We start from the raw sequence: 20,042 nt of genomic DNA, 5'->3' as shown, positions 1-20,042 counted from the left end.
CACCAGACCCGAGCCGCAGGTGAGGCGTGGCCTGCACCGATCAGGTGCGCACACGACATACGATCGAGGACGATCCACCCGCCCGCACTGACTCCTCACCACGCACCGACCCCGACCCCGAGCTTGGAGGCCCTCGCAGTATGGCGCGCCGCACCCCACCCGGACCGGACCTGTTCGACGTCGAGCAGAAGATCATCGATATCGATGTCCGGGACGAGATGCAGGGCGCGTTCCTGGAGTATGCGTACTCGGTGATCTACTCCCGGGCGCTGCCGGATGCGCGGGACGGGTTGAAGCCGGTGCAGCGGCGGATCCTGTTCGGGATGCACGAGATGGGGTTGCGTCCGGACAAGGGGCACGTCAAGAGCTCGCGGGTGGTGGGTGACGTGATGGGTAAGTACCACCCGCACGGGGACGGCGCGATCTATGACGCGTTGGTCCGGATGGCCCAGCCGTTCACGATGCGGTTGCCGCTGGTGGACGGGCACGGCAACTTCGGGTCGCTGGACGACGGGCCGGCGGCCAGCCGCTACACCGAGGCGCGGCCGGCGCCGGCGGCGTTGCTGATGACCGCCAGCCTGGACGAGGAGACGGTCGCGTTCGTCCCGAACTACGACGACCAGCTGATGCAGCCCGAGGTGCTGCCGGCGGCCTTCCCGAACCTGCTGGTCAACGGCACGTCGGGGATCGCGGTGGGGATGGCGACCAACATGGCGCCGCACAACCTGGTCGAGGTCATCGCCGCCTGTCGGCACCTGATCGCCAACCCGGGCGCGAGCCTGGATGACCTGATGCGCTTCGTGCCGGGGCCGGACCTGCCGCTGGGCGGGCGGATCGTCGGGCTGGACGGGATCCGGGACGCCTACGAGACCGGGCGCGGGTCCTTCCGCACCCGGGCCTCGGCGCGGATCGAGAACATCACCGCCCGGCGCAAGGGCATCGTGGTGACCGAGCTGCCCTACCTGATCGGGCCGGAGAAGGTCATCGAGAAGGTCAAGACCCTGGTGCAGTCCAAGAAACTGCAGGGCATCTCCAACATCACCGACCTGACCGACCGCACCAAGGGCATGCACCTGGTGATCGAGGTCAAGAACGGTTTCAACCCCGAGGCGGTGCTGGCCCAGCTCTACAAGCTCACCCCGATGGAGGAGAGCTTCGGCATCAACAACGTCGCCCTGGTGGAGGGGCAGCCGCGCACGCTCGGGCTCAAGGAGCTGTTGAGCGTCTATGTCGACTTCCGCACCGACGTGGTGCGGCGGCGCACGGAGTACCGGCTGCGGCGCCGGCAGGAGCGGCTGCACCTGGTCGAGGGTCTGCTCATCGCGATCCTGGACATCGACGAGGTCATCCAGCTGATCCGCGGCAGCGACGACGTCGCCACCGCCCGCACCCGGTTGATGCAGGTCTTCGACCTGTCCGAGGCACAGGCCAACTACATCCTTGAGCTGCAGCTGCGGCGGCTCACCAAGTTCTCCCGCATCGAGCTGGAGTCCGAGCGCGACGAGCTGCTGCGCGAGATCGAGCGGCTCACCGCGATCCTGGAGGACAAGGCGCTGCTGCTCAAGGTCGTCTCCGACGAGCTCGCCGAGGTGGCCAAGGAGCACGGCACCCCCCGGCGCACGGTGCTGCTGGAGTCCGACGGCGTGTCCGCCACGGCGGCCGCGGCCACCCCGCTGGAGGTCGCCGACGACCCGTGCTGGGTGCTGCTGTCCTCCACCGGGCTGCTGGCGCGGACCTCGACCGACGAGCCGCTAGGCACCGGCGGGGCACGGCGCAAGCACGACGTGATCGTCTCCGCGGTGAGGACCACGGCCCGTGGCTCGGTCGGGATCGTCACCTCCGCCGGCACGGTGGTGCGCCTGTCCGCGGTGGAATTGCCGACGCTGCCCGCGACCAACGGCGCCCCCACGCTCTCCGGCGGTGCCCCGCTCGCGGCCTTCGTCGACCTGCCCGCCGGTGCGCTGCCGCTGGCGCTGTGCTCGCTGGGCGAGGACGGTCCCGGCCTGGCGCTGGGCACCAAGCACGGGGTGGTCAAGCGGGTCAACCCGGACTACCCCGGCAACAAGGACGAGTTCGAGGTCATCTCCCTCAAGGACGGCGATCAGGTCGTCGGCGCCGTCGAACTGGCCACCGGCGAGGAGGAGCTGGTCTTCGTCACCGACGACGCCCAGCTGCTGCACTTCAGCGCCTCCCTGGTCCGCCCGCAGGGACGCAGCGGCGGCGGCATCGCGGGCATCAAGCTCGGCAAGGACGCGGCCGTGCGCGGCTTCTGGGTGGTCGACCACTCCGTCGACAACGTGGTCGTGACCGTGTCCGGGTCTTCCAACGCCCTGCCCGGCACGCAGACCGGTGCGGTCAAGGTCACCCCCTTCGCGGAGTACCCCGGCAAGGGCCGCGGCACCGGCGGTGTCCGATGCCACCGCTTCCTGCGCGGCGAGGACTCACTCCTCCTGGGCTGGGCCGGCGCCGCTCCCCCGATGGCCGCCTCCGGCAACGGCGTCGCCGTCGACCTGCCCGAGGCCACCGGCAAGCGCGACGGCTCCGGCACCCCCGCTGCCGCCCCGATCGCCCAGGTGGCGAGCGGCGGACCACTCGGCTGAGGCGTGGGCGCGGCGTTCTTGGCGCTCGTGAACGCCCCACGCGCCAAAGTGGCGATCGCTGGAAAGGTCGTGACCTGCCGGATCTGCCGAGTTGCGGACGATCCGATTGCGTCAGCCACCGGGCCGGTGGACTGCGTGCAGACATGGGAAGAGCCGGGGGCTCGGTAGTCTCCGGCCATGAACGAAGAGGTCGTGCCGGTTCTATACATCGAGGACGCCGCTGGGGCTGTGGAATGGTACGGACGGCTCGGGTTCACCAAGGAATGGGAGCATCAGTTCGAGCCAGGCTTCCCTGTGTTCGTCTCCGTGGTCCGGGGAAATGTCCGCCTCTACCTGTCGGAACACAAGGGGGATGCTCGGCCAAACACCCTGATCCACCTGTATGTCGACGACATAGATGCCGTGGCTGAGGAGTTCGGAATGTCGGTCGATGAGGAAGGCCTAGCAGGGCGCGAGTGCGACCTCGTGGATCCGGACGGTAACCGCCTCCGTGTTGCCACACGTCGAATCTAGACGCAGGCTCGTGCCGCCTACCGCAAGGTCTGCGGTTAGGGCAGTATCGACGCTAAGTCCCAACTTCGGGCGTGCTCCAGCGACAAGCCCAGGACGAATCCGGGACCACGCGCCTGTGCAAACCGCTGACCTTGCTCCGGCCCCAGGTAGCGCGAAGCGATGGCCAGACGAGCTTCGGTGACGCCCTCGCGCCGCAGCGTCGCTTCTGACTCCACGCGAATCCCGCGGAAAGGTGCGTTCGCCTCGAAATCAGCAGGCAGCAGCGGGATCGCGCTGCAGGTGTCGCACCTTGACATCGTCATCCGCGATCACGACTTCGAGGTTGCCGTACACGGCGCGGAACCACACCGGGGACGAAGCTGCGGTGCATCCTTGCGGTACGTCGTCAACACCGCTGGTGACGGCAATTCGAGCAAGCTGAAGTGCGACTGCGGAGGCTCGTGGATCACGGCGTCACCGTACCGCTCCGACCGCTCATGCCGCATGGAGCGCACCCGCACGCTATTGCCAATCGTCGCGCAGCGTCCGACCTGCCGCGGCTAGTGATTTACTCGAGCAGCCGAGCGAGGTGGGGCCGGGCTTTATCGCGTGGATGACGAGACGGTTGCCGGAGTCGAAGGTCAGGATTGCCAGTTCGAGTAGCGGCCGTGCGTGTCGAAGCCGAGTGCGAACTGCCTGGCCGGCATGTCGTCGTCGGGTTCGCTGAGGAAGGCGGGGCGTTGCGCGGCGCACAGGATGTCTTCCTCGTTGATGCCGTGTTTGAGCGCGGAGGGGTTGACCCTCACGCGACGTAGGCGCGGATCGCAGCCCGGATCACATCAGAGCGAGAGGCATCCTCACGCTCTGCCTGGGCGTCGAGGGCCTCCAGGAGGGTGTCGTCCAGTCGGACCGGCACCACTCGTGCCGGGCAACTGCGGTGGTCACGTTCGTCCGACATTGCTGTATGGGAGTGTCAGCGGTAGACGTCCGCGCGGTGCTCGATCGCGATGATGGTCAGCCGATGATCAATCCGGTAGATGATCCTGTAGTCGCCACGTCGGGCACTGTGCAGCCCTTCTAGGTCGAATCGCAGGGCCTTGCCGACGCGTTGCGGAGTGCTGGCGAGCGCGCCATAGATGAACTCGATGGCCGCGGTGGCCACCTTCTCGGGCAGGCGCTGCAACGCCCGTTTCGCCGTCGGTGTCCAGGCGATCTCGTACTGCTCCGTCATCAGGGGCGCAGCGTGGCAAGGATCTCGTCCTTACTGAGGACTCCGGCCTCGCCGGCGGCGAGCTCGGCAAGGCTATCTCGAACCTGGGCAACGAGCTTAGGTCGACTCACGACCTTCAGCGTCTCCTCAAGCGACTCCAGGTCGTCGGTGCTGATGACCACCGCAGCCGCCTTGCCGTGACGAGTGATCACGACCCGATCATGTTCCCTCTCCACCTGGTCCACCACCTCCGACAGGCGATTCTTCACCTCGCGCAAGGCCATCGCAGCATCAACACCCATAGCCACAAGTGTAGCCACGTTGGAATGCAGGTCAAGATCCGCTGCTGCCGTAGGTCGCTCCTACGACTGGACCAGGGCCGTGCCTTAGGCTCATCGTCGTGACCATGGACACAGGAACGCTCTTGGCTGAGCAAGTTGCTCTGCTCGAACGCGGCGACGCTGCTGGACTCGCGAGCCGCTATCACCCCGAAGGGGTCGTCCTTCACGAAGGGGGCGCGGTCCAGGGTGGTGCCATCCTGGAGCTCTTCACCGAGGCCGTCACACCGCCACGACGAGTCATCATGGCCACCGAGGTATGCCGCACGGAGGACACGCTTCTTTACGACGTCGTTCAAGACGTCGCCGGTGACACGGTGCGGGTCGTCGGCTCGTTCGTGCTCCGCGACGGTCTTATCTGGCGGCATACCTCGCTTGCAGTACCGGTCGACGGCTGACGGCGGTCTACAGCCTCATCCAGCACCCCGCCTGCTCGTCACCTGGAGGACAACCTGCAACTGGTGCGCCCGTGGGGATTAGACCTGACACCAGGAACGTGGTCCCCGGGTCCAGCAGGTGGTCCTCCGGCACCGCCCAGGTCGCGGTCTCGCCCAGCCGTCCCTCCTGACCGGGCGCACCGTCACCGCCCGGATCCTCGCTGGCCGGGTCGTCGGGGATCACCGCGCACCCGGCCAGGACGGCGAGCGCGACGACTCCGAGCACCAGCACTCCCCCACGCGCCCCTGCCCGCACCATCACCGTGTCCCCGATCCCTCAGTGCCGGGCCAGGATCGAGGTGAGGTCGGCGCCGGCGGGGAGCACGCCATACTGCCAGCCGCGGTCCTCCCCCAGCCGGGCCGCGACGAACGCCTCGGAGGAGTATGCCGGGGCGTGCCTGATCATCAGGCTCGCCTGGAGGGCTAGGGCCAGGGCCTCGGTCAGCCGCCGCGCACCGGCCTGCAGGGCGGCCGGGTCCTGGCCGCGGGCACTCGCCAGCAGCGACCGGACCTGCCCGATGTGCGCGTCGTAGGTGCGGTTGGCACCCTCGGCGAGCGCGAGCTCGGCCAGCAGCGCCTTGACGGTCTCCGGCTCGCGGCCCATGGCGCGCAGGACGTCGAGGGCGATGACATTGCCCGACCCCTCCCAGACGGCCATCACCGGCTGCTCCCGATAGCGCATCGCGAGCGGGAAGTCCTCGGTGTAGCCGTTGCCGCCCAGGCACTCCAGCGCCTCGTAGGCGTGGTGCGGGCCGCGCTTGCAGATCCAGTACTTCGCCACGGCCGTCGCGAGCCGGGCGAAGAGTACCTCCTGCTCGGAGGCGTCGCCTTCGTGGGCCTGCGCGAGGCGCAGCGAGGTCAGGGTCGCGGCCTCGGCCTCCAGCGCCAGGTCGGCGACGACGGCCGTCATCGCGGGCTGGTCGATCAGGGTGGCCCCGAAGGCTGCGCGGTGGCGCACGTGCCACAGCGCCTCGGCGACGGCCTGGCGCATCCCGGCCGTGCTGCCCAGGACGCAGTCCAGCCGGGTGCGGGCGACCATCTCGATGATGGTGCGCACGCCGCGGCCGGGCTCGCCCACCAGGTGCCCGACGGTGCCGTCGAACTCCACCTCGCTGGAGGCGTTGGACTTGTTGCCGAGCTTGTCCTTGAGCCGCTGGATCCGGAAGACGTTGCGCGTCCCGTCCTCCAGCACGCGCGGCACCAGCAGGCAGCTCAGCCCCTCCTCGGCCCCGCCGCGGGAGGTCTGAGCGAGCACCAGGAAGGCGTCGGACATCGGCGCGGAGCAGAACCACTTGTGACCGGTCAACAGATAGTCCTCGTCCGGTCCCCCGACGTGCTCGCCGCGGGTGGTGTTGGCCCGCACGTCCGACCCGCCCTGCTTCTCGGTCATCGCCATGCCGAACAGCGCCCCCGGCTTGTCGGAAGGGGCGGCCAGACGACCGTCATACTCCGTGGTGAGCAGGCGCGGCAGCCAGCGCTGCGCGAGGTCCGGGGTGGTCCGCAGGGCAGGGACGGCGGAGTGGGTCATCGAGATGGGGCAGGCGTGACCGGGCTCGACCTGTGCAAAGAGCATGAAGGTCGCCGCACGCGCCACGTGGGCACCGGTCCGCGGCCGCGCCCAGGCGCTGGTGTGCGCACCGTTGGCCACCGCGGCGGAGATGATCCGGTGATAGGCGGGGTCGTAGTCGACCTCGTCGACCCGGTTGCCCCACCGGTCGTGCGTGCGCAGCACCGGCTCGTGGCGGTGCGCGGCCCGGGCGTCGGCCTGGAAGGTCTCGGACCCGACGAGCTCCCCCACCGCCTCCAGGTCGGCCACGGCCCACCTGGCGCCAAAGGTGCCCACACCCTCGCGGAGCACCGGCTGGCTGGTGAACTCGTTGACCGCGACCCGCGGCGGCGCCTGGTTGACCACCCCGTGCGTGGACCGGGGCTGCGGGCTCGTGGCCTGCCGGGCGGGCGTCTGAGTCATGACCCCAGTGTCTCCGAGCGGTCAAGGGTCGCCAACCACGCCTGCGTCTGCCGCGCCGACCGCAGGTGCACCACCTGCGGCGCAGCGCGCTCTGCCACCGGTCCGCCGGCAGCGGCCCGCTCCAGCACCGTCCGCGGGTCGGCGACCCACTGACGGATCCGCTCGCGCTTGCGGGCCCAGCTGCGGAAGTGCCAGACGACGATCGAGTCCCGGGACACCACCTGCCGCCAGGACTCGGTGTTGCCGTTGCACATCTCCTGCCGGGTGACCGCCCGCGAAACCGTGCGGCGCAGCAGGCGCTGCAGGCTCACCCAGCGCGGGTATTCCAGGGCGACGATCAGCTCCACGCGGGCCAGCGGCACGTCGATCCACTTGCCGTAGGCCGTGTCGAGCACCCACTCCTCCCCCGCGCAGATCTGCTCCGCGATCCGCCGCTGGTCCTCGACCGGCCGCTCGGTCCACCCCGGCAGCCAGCCGATCTCGTCGTCCACCGAGTGCCACGGCAGCCCGGTCACCTCTCCGATCCGGCGGGCCAGGGTGGTCTTGCCCGAGCCGGTCACGCCGTAGACCAGGATGCGGCTGGCGGGGGCGGGAGTCACCGGGTCATGCTGCCACAGCCCGCCGACCCGGCGGGAGTATGCCGTGTGGTCCCGCTGCGCGAGGCCGGTGGGTCCGCGGGGCTCATGTGACACATCTGCCGGTGGACGTGTGACAGATATCCCTGTGCCCGACGGTCGCCCGGTCCATACGCTGGGTGGCGTAGGGAAATCACTGACGAAGGACTGGCGACATGACGCAGACAGCAACGGAGCCCACGAGGACGGCTGATGGACAGCACGTCCTGGTCGTCGAGGGGCTGGTGCGCCGGTTCGGCGATCTCACGGCCGTGGACGGCGTGTCCTTCACCATCGCGCCCGGCGAGACCTACGGCCTGCTCGGCCCCAACGGTGCCGGCAAGACGACCACGATCTCGATGATCTGCGGCCTGCTCGAGCCCGACGACGGCAGCGTGACCGTCCTGGGTCAGCAGATGGGCCCCCGCAAGGTGGCGCCCAAACGGCACCTCGGGCTGGTGCCCCAGGACCTGGCGATCTATCCCGACCTCAGCGCCCGGGAGAACCTCAACTTCTTCGGCAAGCTGCAGGGGCTGACCGGCACCGAGCTCAAGACGCGCGTCGGCGAGGTGCTCGAGCTCACCGGCCTCAGCGACCGTGCCAAGGGACCGACCAAGGAGTTCTCCGGGGGCATGAAACGCCGGCTCAACATCGGCATCGGGCTGCTCCACAAGCCGACCCTGCTGATCCTGGACGAGCCGACCGTGGGCGTGGACCCGCAGTCGCGCAACGCCATCCTGGAGTCGGTGGAGAACCTCTCCGGCGAGGGCATGGCCGTGCTCTACACCACGCACTACATGGAGGAGGCCGAGCGTCTCTGTGACCGGATCGGCATCATCGACTCCGGCACCCTGCAGGCCGAGGGCACCCGCGACGAGCTGATCCGGCTCATCGGTGGCGTCGACAACATCGCGCTGACCGGCTCCGGTGACACCGTCGCGGTCGCGGAGGCCCTCCGCGCCCTGCCCTCGGTCGCCCAGGCCGACGCCGAGCGGGGCAGCCTCCGGCTGACCGTGCACGACGCACCGACCGCGGTCGCGCAGATCGTCACGGCCGCCACCTCCTCCGGCATGCAGCTCAGCGACGTGCAGATCAGCCGGCCCAACCTGGAGTCGGTCTTCCTGCACCTCACCGGCAAGGCGCTGCGGGACTGATCATGAGACAACTTGGGACACTGCTCACGACCGACCTGATCCAACGACTACGGGACAAGTCCGTCATCATCTTCGCCGTCATCGTGCCGCTGGCCCTGATGGGGGCCATGAACCTGGTCATGGGTGACGCCATGGACATGGACCTGGAGACCGCGACCGTCGCCGTCTCCGCACCCGAGGACGACCAGCTCGCCACCGCGCTCGTGCAGACGCTGCCGGAGATCGGGCTGGACGTCGAGGTCACCGAGACCACCGCCGACGACGTCCAGGCCCGCGCCGAGTCCGGTGACGCCAAGCTCGGCCTGGTGATCCCGGACGGCTTCAGCGCGGCCCTGATGGCCGGAGAACAGGCGGAGATCACGGCCATCCGCGGGGACGGCGCCGGCATCGAGACCAGCGTCGTGCTCTCGGTGGTCCAGGGGTTCCTGGACCGCGCCGGCGCCAGTGCCGTCGCGGCCGCGGCGGGCGCCGGCCTCGGACTGCCCCCGGCCGAGCTCGGTGAGGTGGCCGAGCAGGTCACGACCGGCGAGGCTGCGATCAGCCTCACCACCGGAGCGGCCTCCGACGAGCAGCTGGACCCCAAGGGTGCCCTGGTCGCCGGTCAGGCCGGGCTGTTCCTGATGTTCACCGTCAGCTTCGGCGTCCTCGGCCTGCTGGCCGAGCGGGAGTTCGGCACGCTGGCACGGCTGCGCTCCATGCCGATGAACCCCAACCTCGTGGTCATCTCCAAGGTGCTCAGCAGCTTCGTCCTGGGCGTCGTGGCCACCTCCATCCTGCTCGCCGTCGGCGGCACGCTGTTCGGCGTGGACTTCGGCTCCCCGCTGCCGATCGCCGTGCTCATCATCTGTGCCGTGATCGCCACCACCTCGCTGACCTTCATCGTGATCAAGCTGGCGAAGACCAGCGAGCAGGCCAGCATCATCCAGACCATCCTGGCGATGGTGCTCGGCATCGCGGGCGGGGCGTTCTTCCCGATGAGCGGAGGCGGTCTGCTGGGGTCGATCCTCGACCTCAACCCGGTGGCCGCGATGATCCGCGGCCTCGGCATCACCAGCGGGGGTGGCGGCCTGGCCGACATCGTCACGCCGGTGCTGATCATGCTCGGCTTCGCCGTGGTGGCGATGCTGGTCGCCCGGCTCGTGCCGGACCGGGGGGCGATGGCATGAGGGCCGCACTCGCGATCGCCGGCGTCGAGCTGCGCCGGTTCGTCAAGGACAAGGGCAACGTCTTCTTCACGTTCATCTTCCCGCTGCTGCTGGTCTTCGTGCTCGGCTCGCAGTTCGGCGGCTCGGGCAACGCGGGTCGGGTCACCATCACCGGGCCCTCCAGCGACCTGCGCACCGCGGTGGCGGAACAGCTGGAGAGCCAGGAGGTCTCGGTCAGCCACGCCACCCACAACGACATGCTCGAGCAGGTCGCCCGCGGCCGGACCGACGTCGGACTGGTCGTCGACGAGGAGGCCGCTACGGCATACTCCCAGGGCGGCAGCGCGGAGCTGGAGATGATCGCCAGCAGCTCGTCCACGAGCATGGCGGCCCAGCAGGAGGTGCAGGTCGCCGTGAGCAACCTGGACCTGCGTCAGCTGCAGGTCACCGCCCTGGAGCACGCCGGCGCCTCACCGGCCGAGGCCTCGCAGGCTCTGGACGAGGCCGCCGGACAGGTCACCGAGCCCACCCTCGAAGTGGTCAACGTGGACAGCCTCGCCCAGGAGTTCCAGGGGCTGGGCCAGTTCGACCTGGGAGCCTCCTCACAGCTGCTGCTGTTCACCTTCCTCACCTCGCTGGCAGGGTCCTCGACGCTGATCAACGCCCGACGGCAGGGCGTGATGGCCCGGAGCCTGGCGGCACCGGTCAGCACCCTGCAGGCCATCGCCGGCCAGTCGCTCGGCCGCTGGGTGATCGCCTTCTTCCAGGGCGGCTACATCATGCTGGCGACCTGGCTGCTGTTCGGCGTGGACTGGGGCAACATCGGGCTCTCCCTGCTGGTCCTGGCGGTCTTCGCGCTGGTCGCCGCCGGTGCGGCCATGGTGCTGGGGTCGATCCTGGACAACGAGGGTGCGGCCGTCGGGGCCGGCGTCGGCGTCGGTCTGGTGCTCGCTGCGATCGGTGGCGGCATGATGCCGCTGGAGATCTTCCCGGACACCATGCGGCGGGTCGCCCACATCACGCCCCACGCGTGGGGCTACGACGCCTTCGCCGAGATCCAGCGGCACGGCGGCACCCTGGCCGACATCCTCCCGCAGCTGGCGGTGCTGGTCGCCATGGCCGCCGTCGCCCTGCTGCTGGGCACCTGGCTGCTGCGGCGCAGCATGGCGCGCTCCCTGTAGCCTCCCGCGCAGCGGCGGCGAGAGTCCGCGGACCGGTGATCCGGCCCGCGGGCTCTTCCCTCTCACTCCCCCGTCCGCCCAGTTGTCGATCAGGGTCAACCCAGCCTCACGACATACGGTGTAGGGGTGGACACAGCAACGACGCAAGACCACCACCTCAACCGACTGGGCCCGGACAGCGACCTGGCCCATATCCGAGCCGACTTCACGCGCTTCATGATGGAGTACAAGTTCGGCATGGACGAGATCGAGACCAAGATCATGATCCTGCAGGAGGAGTTCACCCACCTGCACGACTACAACCCGATCGAGCACGTCCTCACCCGTCTGAAGACGCCCGAGTCGATCCTGGAGAAGGTGCGCCGCCGCGGGCTGGACCCCTCGTTCGAGGCGATCCGGGACAACATCACCGACATCGCCGGGGTGCGGGTCGCCTGCAGCTTCGTGCGGGACGTCTACAGCGTCTACGACATGCTCGCCTCCCAGCCGGACATCGAGGTGCTGCAGGTCAAGGACTACATCGAGAACCCCAAGCCGAACGGCTACCGCAGCCTCCACGCGCTGGTGCGGGTGCCCGTGCACCTGTCCGACCGGATCGTGCCGGTCACCGTCGAGCTCCAGTTCCGGACGGTGGCGATGGACTTCTGGGCGAGCACGGAGCACAAGATCTTCTACAAGTACCGCGAAGCCGTCCCCGAGGACCTGCTCCAGCAGCTGCGGGACGCCGCCCAGACCGCCGCTGACCTGGACGAGCGGATGGGGCGGCTGCACCTGCGGACGCACGGCGACTTCGTCGGATCCCGGCGGGAGGGTGGACCTGCGGACGAGGTGGTCCGGCAGCTGCACGAGCTGCGGGAGTCCAGGGTCAACAACCGCTTCGTATGACGTGTCCGTGGGGGGCCTGACGCGCATCCCCAAGCCGTTCCTTACGGACTTTTTACCTGTGGACAACGTTCTGCGCACCGACCGGAGGTAAGACTGGCCTGCAGACCGGCTCGTGGGGCACCTCGGGCGACCCCATCGGGAGGAACTCTCCGTGAAGAAGACGACGTTGACCCTTGTCGCTGTGGCTGCGCTGCTGGCCGGCTGCCAGGGAAACGCCGAGCCCGCCGACCCACCGACCAGCCAGGACGCGCTCACCACGACGAGCGATCCCGAGCCGACGACCCAGGCTCCGCCTCCCGACGATGTCGACGAGACCTCGTCGCCTCCGGACGATGTCGTGGAGACCACCGACGCTGGTGGTCCGCCTACGCTGCCGGACGAGGCGAAGGAGGACTCGGAGGCTGGAGCTGAGGCCTTCGCGCTGCACTACATCGAGTTGATCAACTACACCTCGCGCCATCCGGAAGTTGGTCTCCTCGAGCCGCTTGCCACAGACAACTGCGAAGCGTGCGAGAACCACGAAGCGTCAGTCGCCTACAGTGCGGAGCATAAAGAAACCATTGCCCAGAACCTCTTTGAGGTATCGGACAGCGTTTCACTACATAATCCCACGGATTCCGTAGCCAATATCAGAGTGGAAGTCGCTCAAGTAGGTCAGGACGTTGTTGATCAAGATGGCCAAGTTGTTGACCGCCTGGGAGATCACCTGGCAACTATGTCCTTCAGCCTGGTGTGGGATGGCGGCTGGAAGGTCGAGGATCTTCGAGCGGAACTCCACCAGTCATGAGTGGGCACATTGCCGCAACAGCGGGCCTTGTTCTGGCCCTGGCCAATCCATTTCCTCATGAACCAGTGGTTCCAGACGACCGACCATGTAGGGGAATCACCTGTCAACTGGATCCAGAAGACCCCGGCGCTTACGTTGGATTGACCCAACAAGAAACCTGGGCCCTTCGATCCATTTATCCTCCAGGGGCAAGTCCCGAGAGCCCGGACCGCTGGTACGAATACGTCGCCGTGATTGACTGTCGCGGGAACATTCCTGACGACCCCGACAGGGTTCACTGCCAGTTTGCGGTCGATTACTGCGAGGAGCACCAACCGGGGAGTTCTGGTCCCTATTCGGTCATCTTCCGACGCATCGCCGACGCGTCAGGGCCATTGGGGAGCTGGGAGAGCGTTGGCCCAACATGCTTCCGCTCGGACGTTCCGCCACGCTCCGGCGAGTCAGCCATCGAGCTCACCGAAGCGATGATCCTGGAGCAGTTCCACCGCACGGACTTCGCGCTGCCGACGATGTCGATCGAGCCGCCGGACGGTCGGACGCTGGTGAACCTGCCCGTCTTCTACGAGTTGGCGTGGCCAACTGAGGGCTACGAACCCGGCGAGATCGACACCACGGACATCATCGGCTTCGAGGTCCGCATCCGACCGACGTTGGACTCAGCCACTTACCACTTCGGCGATGGTGAATCCGCCGGCCCCACGACCTCGCTCGGTGGACCGCACCCGAACGGCGACATCACGCACGAATACACGAATGCCGCCACCGTTGAACCGCACATCACGGTCGTCTACGGCGGTGAGGTGAGCGTCGACGGCGGACCGTGGAGCACGATCCCGGGGACGGCCACAATCGAGGGACCGCTCAGCCCTCTGCAGGTGCTCACGTCGAGCAACCGCCTCTACGGCGACTGACTGAGACCCACGACAAAGGACCGGCCCCCGAGCGACTGCTCGGGGGCCGGTCCGATGCCAAACCGTCACTGGCGACAGTCGAGCCGCTCAGTCAGGGTCAGCGGTTGCCGCGGTAGCCACCGCCGACGCGCGCCGCGCGCTCACGGTTGAAGCCACCGTCGCGCCGCTGCGGGCGGCCGCGGTAGTTGCCCCGCCCCTGCGGCCGCTTCGGGCGCAGGAGGTTGTCGAGCACGGACTGCGGGATCGCTTCGAAGGACGGCTCCCGTCCCCCGGCGGTCTCCAGCACCTGAGCGTCGTGCGGGGTGACGCGAGTCGGCACAGCATCGACACCGGCGCTGTCCAACATGCGCTGCACACCCTTCTTCTGGTGCGGCAAGGCCAGAGTCACCACACGACCCGTCTCGCCGGCACGAGCGGTGCGACCCGACCTGTGCAGGTAGTCCTTGTGATCCGCCGGCGGGTCAGCCTGCAGCACCAGGGACACCTCGTCGACGTGGATGCCCCGCGCCGCGACGTCCGTGGCGACCAGGACCGGCAACTCGCCGGACTTGAACGCCTCGAGGACGCGGGTGCGCTGCGCCTGGTTGAGACCGCCGTGCAGGGCGGCAGCGAACACGCCACACTCACGCAGCTGCAGCGCGACGCGGTCGGCGCCCAGCTTGGTGCGCACGAAGACGATGGTGCGACCGGTGCGGTTGGCGATCGTGGCGGTGATCGGCTTCTTGTGCTGCGGGTCGATCAGGAAGACGTGGTGCTCCATGGTCGACACGCTCGCGGTGGCGCTGTCCGTCTGGTGGGTCACGGGGTCGCTCAGGTACTTCGCGGCGACCTGGTCGACGCCGTGGTCCAGCGTCGCGGAGAAGAGCAGGCGCTGTCCGTCGGCCGGGGTCAGGTCGAGGATCTCGGAGATCGCCTCGACGAAGCCCATCTCGGCCATGTGGTCGGCCTCGTCGAGGACAGTGATCTTGACCTGGGACAGGTCAGCGGCACCGCGCTCGAGCAGGTCGGCCAAGCGGCCCGGCGTCGCCACGAGCAGGTCGACGCCCTGCTCCAGGCTGCGCAGCTGCGGCGTGTAGGACATGCCGCCGGCAACCAGCTGGTGACGCAGGCGCAGGGTCTGCAGCAGCGGCCGCAGTGCGTCCACGATCTGCATGGCCAACTCACGGGTCGGGGTGAGGATCAGCGCGTGCGGCTTGTGCGGCCTGGCGCGCTCGCCCTCCGCCAGACGCTGCAGCGTCGGCAGGCCGAAGGCCAGCGTCTTGCCGGAACCGGTCTGGCCACGACCCAGCAGGTCGCGACCGGCCAGGGCATCCGGAATGGTCGCTGCCTGGATCGGGAACGGCTTGACCAGTCCGAGCTGGGTCAGGCGCTCGACCAGCTGCTCGTTCAGGCCGAGGTCCGCGAACTCGTTCGGCCCCTCGTGCACGGGCTTGGCCTGCTTCGGAGCCTCCTCGCCACGGTGCTCGCGCACCGGCTGCGGGCGGTCCTCCGAGAAGTGTCGGTTGTCCCGACGCTCGCGGCGCTCCCAGGTGTGGTTCGCGCGCGCCTCGTCCGCCGACTCACGGCGGGCCGGACGGTCGTCCTGGTCCCAGTGGCGGCGCGGGCCGCGGTCGTCGCGGTTGTTCCAGTCCCGACGCTGCGGGCGGTCATCGCGGTTCCACTCACGACGCGGACCACGGTCGTCACGGTTGTTCCAGTCCCGACCCTGCGGCCGATCGCCGTAGCGCTTGCCACCCTGACGGTGGTCGTCCCGCTGGAAGTCACGACGCGGACCACGGTCATCACGGTCGTAGGACCGCTGCGGACGGTCGTTCCTGTCGTAGGAACGCGAGGGACGGTCGTCGCGGTCCCACTCACGGCGCGGTCCACGGTCATCGCGGTTGCCCCAGTCTCGACGCTGTGGGCGGTCATCACGGTTCCACTCACGACGCGGTCCACGGTCGCCGCGGTTGTCCCAGTCGCGACCCTGCGGCCGGTCGCCGTAGCGCTTGCCACCCTGGCGGTGGTCATCCCGTTGGAAGTCACGGCGGCCACCGCGGTCGTCACGGTCGTAGGAACGCTGCTGAGGGTTGCCCCGGTCGTAGGAACGCTGCGGACGGTCGCCCCAGTGGTCGTCGCGACGCGAGCCCTCGCGGTGGGGACGGTCCTCGCGGGCGGGCTTGCCAGCATACGAGGCGCGCTCGTCCCGGCGCGAGGAGCGGTCGGACAGCTCCCTCGCCTTGCGGGCAGCCTTCTTCTGTGCCGCGGTGTGGCGCGGCTTCTTCTTGTGGGAGGGCGCGGAGGCGCGCCCGATGGCCTTGGCCATGGCGTATCGCTCAATTCTTGGTGCTCGATGAGGTTGGACGCCTCATCGCTCCCCATGAGCGTGACCGACCTACCTCCAGGTGCTCTCAGTGGCACCCGATGGGCCGCGAGGAACGGTTTGTCCTCCGGCGAGCCCGTCTCACGGTGCATCGACGCACCTGCGGGCAGACTACAAGTTTAGCGGACAACAACCCCCGAGGGCCACTTACGACAGTATGGCGCTCGTCACCACCCAGGGCCGGTCACCTCCCGCGCGGGTCAGTTGCGTGGGCCACCGTCTCCGGTGCCGAGGTCCTGCGGCTCCTTGATCCGGGTGGGCCTGGCGTAGAGGGCCCGGTTGACGAACCAGGTCAGAGCCCAGAGCGCGACACCGATAGCCAGCAGCCACCCGGCGATGGCATAGACCGACAGGTCGCGCCCGGTCCACGGTCCGACCATGTAGGCACACGCCAGTGCGCCGATGACCGGCAGCGCGGTCGGTGCGGTGAAGTGCTCATGGTCGACGGTGTCCTTGCGCAGGATCAGGCACGCGACGTTGACCACGCTGAAGACGCCGAGCAGGAGCAGCGCCGTCACGTCTCCGAGGTTTGACACGGAAGTCACCAGCAGGATGAGTCCGGCCGCCAGGGCGGTGGTGAAGATGATCGCGGTCCAGGGCGTCTGCCGCCCGTGGTGCACCAGACCCAGCGGCTTGGGCAGCACACCCTGCTGCGCCATGCCGTAGAGGAGTCGTGAGGCCATCATCATGTTGATCAGCGCCGAGTTGGCAACCGCGAACATCGCGATGAACGGGTAGATCGTGTCGATCGGCAGGTTCGGTGCGCCCCGCTCGACCACGGTCAACAACGGGGTGCCGCCCTGGGCCAGCTCCCCCACCGGCACCAGCGCCACGGCCGTGATCGAGACCAGCACGTAGATCAGGCCCGTGAGCAGCAGGCCGGAGAGCATCACCTTGGGGAAGATCCGGCTCGGTTCCTTGGTCTCCTCCGCCATGTTCACGGAGTCCTCGAAGCCCACCATCGCGAAGAAGGCCAGGCCGGTGGCGGCGGTGACGGCCATGAAGGCGTTCTTGCCGCTCGGGCTCTCGAACACCGTGATGCGGGAGAAGTCCACCTCCGCCCCGGAGAAGCCGGCGACCGCCCAGAGGCCGACGAAGATCACGAGCAGCAGACCGGAGAGCTCGATGAGGGTCAGGACGACGTTGGCCTTCACCGACTCGGCCACACCGCGGAAGTTGATCGCCATCACCAGCAGGATGAAGCAGAGCGCGCCGATGCTGATCGCTCCCGCGTTCACCACGGCCTGCCCCTCGGCGTTGGTCTCACCGAAGATGTTGAAGCCCTTGAACAGGTTCTCCGCGAACGCCCGTGAGGCCGTCGAGGCCGACGTGATGCCACTGGCCATCACCGTGAAGGTGACCAGGAAGGTAATGAAGTGGATCTCGAAGGCCCGGTGCACGAACGATGCCGCTCCGCCGGCCCGGGGGTATTTGGTGACCAGTTCAAGATAGCTGAAGGCCGTGATGATGGCGATCGAGAAGGCCACAAGGAAGGGCAGCCACACCGCGCCGCCGACCTCCCCGGCCACCTTGCCGGTGAGTGCGTAGATCCCGGTGCCGAGGATGTCCCCGACGATGAACAGCAACAGCAGCTTGGGGCCCATCACCCGCTTGAGCTCTGTCTGCTGCTCCCCGCCCGCCGTGTCCACTGTCGTGTCGCTCATGACGCCTCCTCAGTCGAGGTCCACCCCAACTGGGAGTTGGGCTACCGGCCAGAGTGACGCAGGTCACGTCCGTTGGCAAGCATTTCGGCCCGACTTTGCCCAACCCAGACCTGACAGATCCGCGACCGGCTCCCGTAGTGTTCGGGCACCGGGTCATGGCCGCAGGAAGCGTCCGACCGCGCACCCTGATGAGGAGGTCATGTCCGAGTTCTTCGACACGGTCAACAACGCCCTGATCTCGGCGACCGACGCCTGGTGGTTGCTGCCGGCGACCTTCCTGCTCATCGTGCTCGACGGCCTCTTCCCCGTCGTGCCGAGCGAGGCTCTCGTGATGGCCCTGGCGGCCCTTGACGGGCGGCCCGCCCTCCCCCTGCTGATTGCGGTTGCGGCACTCGGTGCGATCACCGGGGACAACCTGAGCTTTGCCGTGGGCCGCCTGCTCGGGCCGGGTCGTTTCGACCGGCTCCGCGTCGGGCGCGTGGCCAGGACCCTGGATGCCGGCCGTCGGCAGCTGGAGCGCCGCCCGGCCACCGTCATCCTGACCGGCCGCTTCGTGCCGGTGGGTCGGGTCGCGGTCTACCTGGCGGCCGGGGCCAGCGGCTACCCGCACCGCCGCTTCCTGCCGATCAGCATCCTCGGTGGCACGGTCTGGGCGTTCTACATGCTGGCGCTTGGACTGGTCGCGGCCGCGTGGGTCGACGGCAACCCGCTGTTCAGCGCCGCGGTCGGGGTCGGTCTGTCCCTGGTGCTCGGTGCCGTGGCCGACATCCTCATCCGGTGGCGTCGGGCACGCCGGACAGCAGCCTGACGGCGGGGGCGCTCGAGGCGTTCCCCGCCGTCAGGTGCTGTGTGTCCGAGCCCCGGTCCTGCGGTGCTCAGTCCCGCGGTGCTCAGTCCCGCGGTGCTCAGTCCTGCGGTGCTCAGTCCTGGGTGCTCAGTCCTGCGGCGGCACCTCGCACTCCGCCGAGGCCGTGTTGCCAGCGGCATCGGTGGCCACCAGCAGTGCGTCACCGTTGAGCTTGACCTTCCAGTCGACCGCGCGGTGGAACGGCACCACGCTCGGCGTCGCGCCGGGAGCCTGGGTGAGCTTGAAGGTCGTGCCCGTGGCATACGGTCCGAAGATCGCCGACGAGCCGAGGTCGTGGATGTAGATGTCCACGGCCGCATCGACGTTGTCCGTGGAGAACATCTGGTAGAAGCCGGAGTTGGTCGAGCCGGGCATGTTGCCCGACGGGTTGGGTCCCGGCTCGCAACTGACGGTGGGAGGCGTCACGTCGTTGATCCAGATCGAGATTGACTGGGTGAAGCCCGCTCCGGCGTCGGCGCCGTTGAGCGTGAACTCGGTCTCACAGGTCAGCGTCGTGCCCTGGGGGGCGTCGGCTGCCGCGGTGATGGTCTCCTCGAACACCGCATCCTCCCCGCTGGTGACGGTCTGTGAGGCGGGGTCGAGGGTGACGGTCAGACCATCGTCACAGTCCGGGGCGCCGGCCACCTGGACAGGCAGGTTGGACAGGCCCTCGACGATGGCGGCCGACACCTCATCCGCACCGACGCCACTGAGCAGGGTGCCCGATGTGGCTGTGGTGATCGCGGTCGCCTGACCGGTGGAGTCCAGGTTGTCGACACCGACGCTGATCGCCACCACCCTGGCCTCGGCGTCGGTCAGCGACGCGGTGGCGTCTGCCAGGGTGTGACCCAGGCTCGGGTCGCGTCCCGGGGCGTCGCCGAACCAGACGACGATCCGGGAGGAGTCAGGTCGGAAGGCCACGGCGTCGCCGCCGTCACCGATCTCCCACAGCGCGTTGAGCTGCTCCTCAGCCTCGTCACCACCGGAGCACAGGGTGATCCCGTTGACGGCGGCCACCGTGGCGGCCGTGTCGTCGGTCAGGTCGCTGTGCAGCAGGAACGGGTCGGGTTCGCCGACGTCGCAATAGCTCGCGACGGCCCACTGGGCCTCCGGCTGGCTGGCCGAGACGGTGCTGATGATCGAGGCCATGTTGGCCTTGACGCCGGCGATGGCCGAGGTCATGCTGCCCGTGCGGTCGACCAGCAGCACGATGTCCGGCTGCGGAGGCAGCTCAGGGGTGCTGACCGTCTTGGTGATGGTGATGGACCCGCCGGGGTCCAGCGCCTCGTCGACGGAGATGGGGTTGACGGTCGCCGAGGCGGCCGTGGCGATCATGCTGAGTGTGGCCGCTGCTGCGACAGCGGCCACACGGGTTCGCGTGTTCATGGGACGGTTCCTCCAGGGTGCGGTGCCGCCAGGCACCGCGGCATGACACGCTGCGCGGTT

Annotated in this window: 20 protein-coding genes; 10 read left to right on the top strand and 10 right to left on the bottom strand. The window is 68.6% G+C overall.

Translation table 11 applies throughout. The features are described 5' to 3' along the window. Positions 1–140: 140 nt before the first annotated feature. Together MWU75_RS06230 and MWU75_RS06225 are read left to right on the top strand one after the other, a co-directional pair. On the top strand, positions 141–2,600 hold the full coding sequence (locus tag MWU75_RS06230; RefSeq protein ID WP_247088931.1) for a DNA topoisomerase IV subunit A: 2,460 nt from the start codon (positions 141–143) through the stop codon (positions 2,598–2,600). 177 nt (positions 2,601–2,777) lie between these two features. Further along, positions 2,778–3,113, top strand: coding sequence for a glyoxalase superfamily protein (locus MWU75_RS06225; protein WP_247088930.1), 336 nt, complete (start codon positions 2,778–2,780; stop codon positions 3,111–3,113). A gap of 620 nt (positions 3,114–3,733) precedes the next feature. Here MWU75_RS06225 and MWU75_RS06220 read toward each other — a convergent pair. The 4 genes from MWU75_RS06220 to MWU75_RS06205 are packed head-to-tail and all read right to left on the bottom strand — an operon-like array spanning position 3,734 to position 4,604. Then, positions 3,734–3,898, bottom strand: a complete 165-nt coding sequence (locus MWU75_RS06220; protein ID WP_247088929.1) for a hypothetical protein — start codon at positions 3,896–3,898, stop codon at positions 3,734–3,736. Further along, entirely contained in the window at positions 3,895–4,050 is a 156-nt protein-coding gene (locus MWU75_RS06215) for a ribbon-helix-helix domain-containing protein (protein ID WP_247088928.1), read from the bottom strand. The genes MWU75_RS06220 and MWU75_RS06215 overlap by 4 nt, the downstream gene beginning before the upstream one ends. Before the next feature lie 15 nt (positions 4,051–4,065). Next, positions 4,066–4,323, bottom strand: a complete 258-nt coding sequence (locus MWU75_RS06210) for a type II toxin-antitoxin system RelE/ParE family toxin (RefSeq protein WP_247088927.1) — start codon at positions 4,321–4,323, stop codon at positions 4,066–4,068. After that, the gene (locus MWU75_RS06205) at positions 4,323–4,604 is read right to left on the bottom strand and encodes a type II toxin-antitoxin system Phd/YefM family antitoxin (RefSeq protein WP_247088926.1); all 282 of its coding nucleotides are present in this window, start codon (positions 4,602–4,604) and stop codon (positions 4,323–4,325) included. Before MWU75_RS06205 ends, MWU75_RS06210 begins: the two co-directional genes overlap by 1 nt. 98 nt (positions 4,605–4,702) lie before the next feature. On the opposite strand from MWU75_RS06205, the gene MWU75_RS06200 reads away from it, so the two are divergent. Next, positions 4,703–5,038, top strand: coding sequence for a nuclear transport factor 2 family protein (locus MWU75_RS06200; protein ID WP_247088925.1), 336 nt, complete (start codon positions 4,703–4,705; stop codon positions 5,036–5,038). 7 nt (positions 5,039–5,045) lie between these two features. Here MWU75_RS06200 and MWU75_RS06195 read toward each other — a convergent pair whose 3' ends face one another. The 3 genes from MWU75_RS06195 to MWU75_RS06185 are packed head-to-tail and all read right to left on the bottom strand — an operon-like array spanning position 5,046 to position 7,738. Next, complete coding sequence (locus tag MWU75_RS06195; protein WP_247088924.1) at positions 5,046–5,303, bottom strand: hypothetical protein; 258 nt, start codon at positions 5,301–5,303, stop codon at positions 5,046–5,048. A 51-nt stretch (positions 5,304–5,354) separates the two neighbouring features. Further along, a complete protein-coding gene (locus tag MWU75_RS06190; protein ID WP_247088923.1) occupies positions 5,355–7,046 on the bottom strand; it encodes an acyl-CoA dehydrogenase family protein in 1,692 nt (563 codons plus the stop codon). Next, positions 7,043–7,738, bottom strand: a complete 696-nt coding sequence (locus tag MWU75_RS06185; RefSeq protein ID WP_247088922.1) for an adenylate kinase — start codon at positions 7,736–7,738, stop codon at positions 7,043–7,045. The genes MWU75_RS06190 and MWU75_RS06185 overlap by 4 nt, the downstream gene beginning before the upstream one ends. Positions 7,739–7,836: 98 nt before the next feature. Here MWU75_RS06185 and MWU75_RS06180 point away from each other — a divergent pair, with 98 nt between their 5' ends. From MWU75_RS06180 to MWU75_RS06155, 6 genes are all read left to right on the top strand, one after another. Further along, a complete protein-coding gene (locus MWU75_RS06180) occupies positions 7,837–8,814 on the top strand; it encodes an ABC transporter ATP-binding protein (RefSeq protein ID WP_247088921.1) in 978 nt (325 codons plus the stop codon). Positions 8,815–8,816: 2 nt separating this feature from the next. Beyond that, positions 8,817–9,980, top strand: coding sequence for an ABC transporter permease (locus MWU75_RS06175; RefSeq protein WP_247088920.1), 1,164 nt, complete (start codon positions 8,817–8,819; stop codon positions 9,978–9,980). After that, positions 9,977–11,140 carry an ABC transporter permease gene (locus MWU75_RS06170; RefSeq protein WP_247088919.1) on the top strand — a complete coding sequence of 388 codons (1,164 nt, stop codon included), beginning with the start codon at positions 9,977–9,979 and terminating at the stop codon, positions 11,138–11,140. Before MWU75_RS06175 ends, MWU75_RS06170 begins: the two co-directional genes overlap by 4 nt. Positions 11,141–11,356: 216 nt before the next feature. Continuing rightward, entirely contained in the window at positions 11,357–12,025 is a 669-nt protein-coding gene (locus MWU75_RS06165; RefSeq protein ID WP_247089276.1) for a GTP pyrophosphokinase family protein, read from the top strand. A 151-nt stretch (positions 12,026–12,176) separates the two neighbouring features. Further along, positions 12,177–12,812, top strand: a complete 636-nt coding sequence (locus MWU75_RS06160; protein ID WP_247088918.1) for a DUF6318 family protein — start codon at positions 12,177–12,179, stop codon at positions 12,810–12,812. Positions 12,813–13,276: 464 nt separating this feature from the next. After that, positions 13,277–13,723, top strand: a complete 447-nt coding sequence (locus MWU75_RS06155) for a hypothetical protein (RefSeq protein WP_247088917.1) — start codon at positions 13,277–13,279, stop codon at positions 13,721–13,723. Positions 13,724–13,820: 97 nt separating this feature from the next. On the opposite strand, the gene MWU75_RS06150 is transcribed toward MWU75_RS06155, so the two are convergent. Further along, on the bottom strand, positions 13,821–16,028 hold the full coding sequence (locus MWU75_RS06150) for a DEAD/DEAH box helicase (RefSeq protein WP_247088916.1): 2,208 nt from the start codon (positions 16,026–16,028) through the stop codon (positions 13,821–13,823). A 257-nt stretch (positions 16,029–16,285) separates the two neighbouring features. After that, positions 16,286–17,749 carry an APC family permease gene (locus MWU75_RS06145; protein WP_247088915.1) on the bottom strand — a complete coding sequence of 488 codons (1,464 nt, stop codon included), beginning with the start codon at positions 17,747–17,749 and terminating at the stop codon, positions 16,286–16,288. 199 nt (positions 17,750–17,948) lie between these two features. Between MWU75_RS06145 and MWU75_RS06140 the strand changes: the two genes are divergently transcribed. After that, positions 17,949–18,557 (top strand): DedA family protein, encoded by a 609-nt coding sequence (locus tag MWU75_RS06140; protein WP_247088914.1) that lies wholly within the window; start codon positions 17,949–17,951, stop codon positions 18,555–18,557. A gap of 126 nt (positions 18,558–18,683) precedes the next feature. Here the strand turns inward: MWU75_RS06140 and MWU75_RS06135 are convergent, their stop codons facing one another. Then, positions 18,684–19,982, bottom strand: a complete 1,299-nt coding sequence (locus MWU75_RS06135; RefSeq protein ID WP_247088913.1) for a vWA domain-containing protein — start codon at positions 19,980–19,982, stop codon at positions 18,684–18,686. Between the last annotated feature and the right edge of the window lie 60 nt (positions 19,983–20,042).

Origin of the sequence: Ornithinimicrobium sp. F0845 (assembly GCF_023015765.1) — a bacterium.
Taxonomy (GTDB): Bacteria; Actinomycetota; Actinomycetes; order Actinomycetales; family Dermatophilaceae; genus Ornithinicoccus.
This window is presented reverse-complemented; position numbering and strand designations above follow the sequence as displayed.